The sequence below is a fragment of the Dysgonomonas mossii genome (genome assembly GCF_004569505.1).
Lineage (GTDB): Bacteria > Bacteroidota > Bacteroidia > Bacteroidales > Dysgonomonadaceae > Dysgonomonas.
Genome location: NZ_SPPK01000038.1, coordinates 1 through 514 on the forward strand (window position 1 = coordinate 1; position 514 = coordinate 514).

Here is a 514-nt window from a genome sequence, read left to right on the forward strand (position 1 = left end):
GGCTTGAGCCGCGGCATCCCCTTCTTGCCCTCGAGGCTCTCGATCAGCGCCGTCTCCTCGCCGCAGATATACGCGCCGGCGCCGTGGTGGACGTAGATGTCGAAGGGGAAGTCGTGCACGTTGGACTGGCCGACGAGACGGGCCTCGTAGGCCTCGTCCACGGCCTTCTGGAGCGCGTGCTTCTCGGCCACGTACTCGCCGCGGATGTAGATGTAGCAGGCATGCGCGCCCATGGCGAAGCAGGCCAGCATGCAGCCCTCGATCAGGAGGTGCGGATCGTGCCGCATGATCTCCCGGTCCTTGCAGGTGCCCGGCTCCGACTCGTCGGCGTTGACCACGAGGTAGTGCGGGCGCCCGTCGGACTTCTTGGGCATGAACGACCACTTGAGGCCGGTGGGGAAGCCCGCGCCGCCGCGACCGCGCAGGCCCGACGCCTTCATCTCCTCGATGATCCAGTCGCGGCCCTGCTCCAGGAGGAACTTGGTCCCGTCCCACGCGCCGCGCTGCTTGGCAG

General features: G+C 68.1%; 1 pseudogene. It reads right to left on the bottom strand.

Annotated features, from left to right (window positions below):
• A pseudogene (locus tag E4T88_RS18840) lies at positions 1-514 on the bottom strand (NADH-quinone oxidoreductase subunit L); the annotation flags it as partial.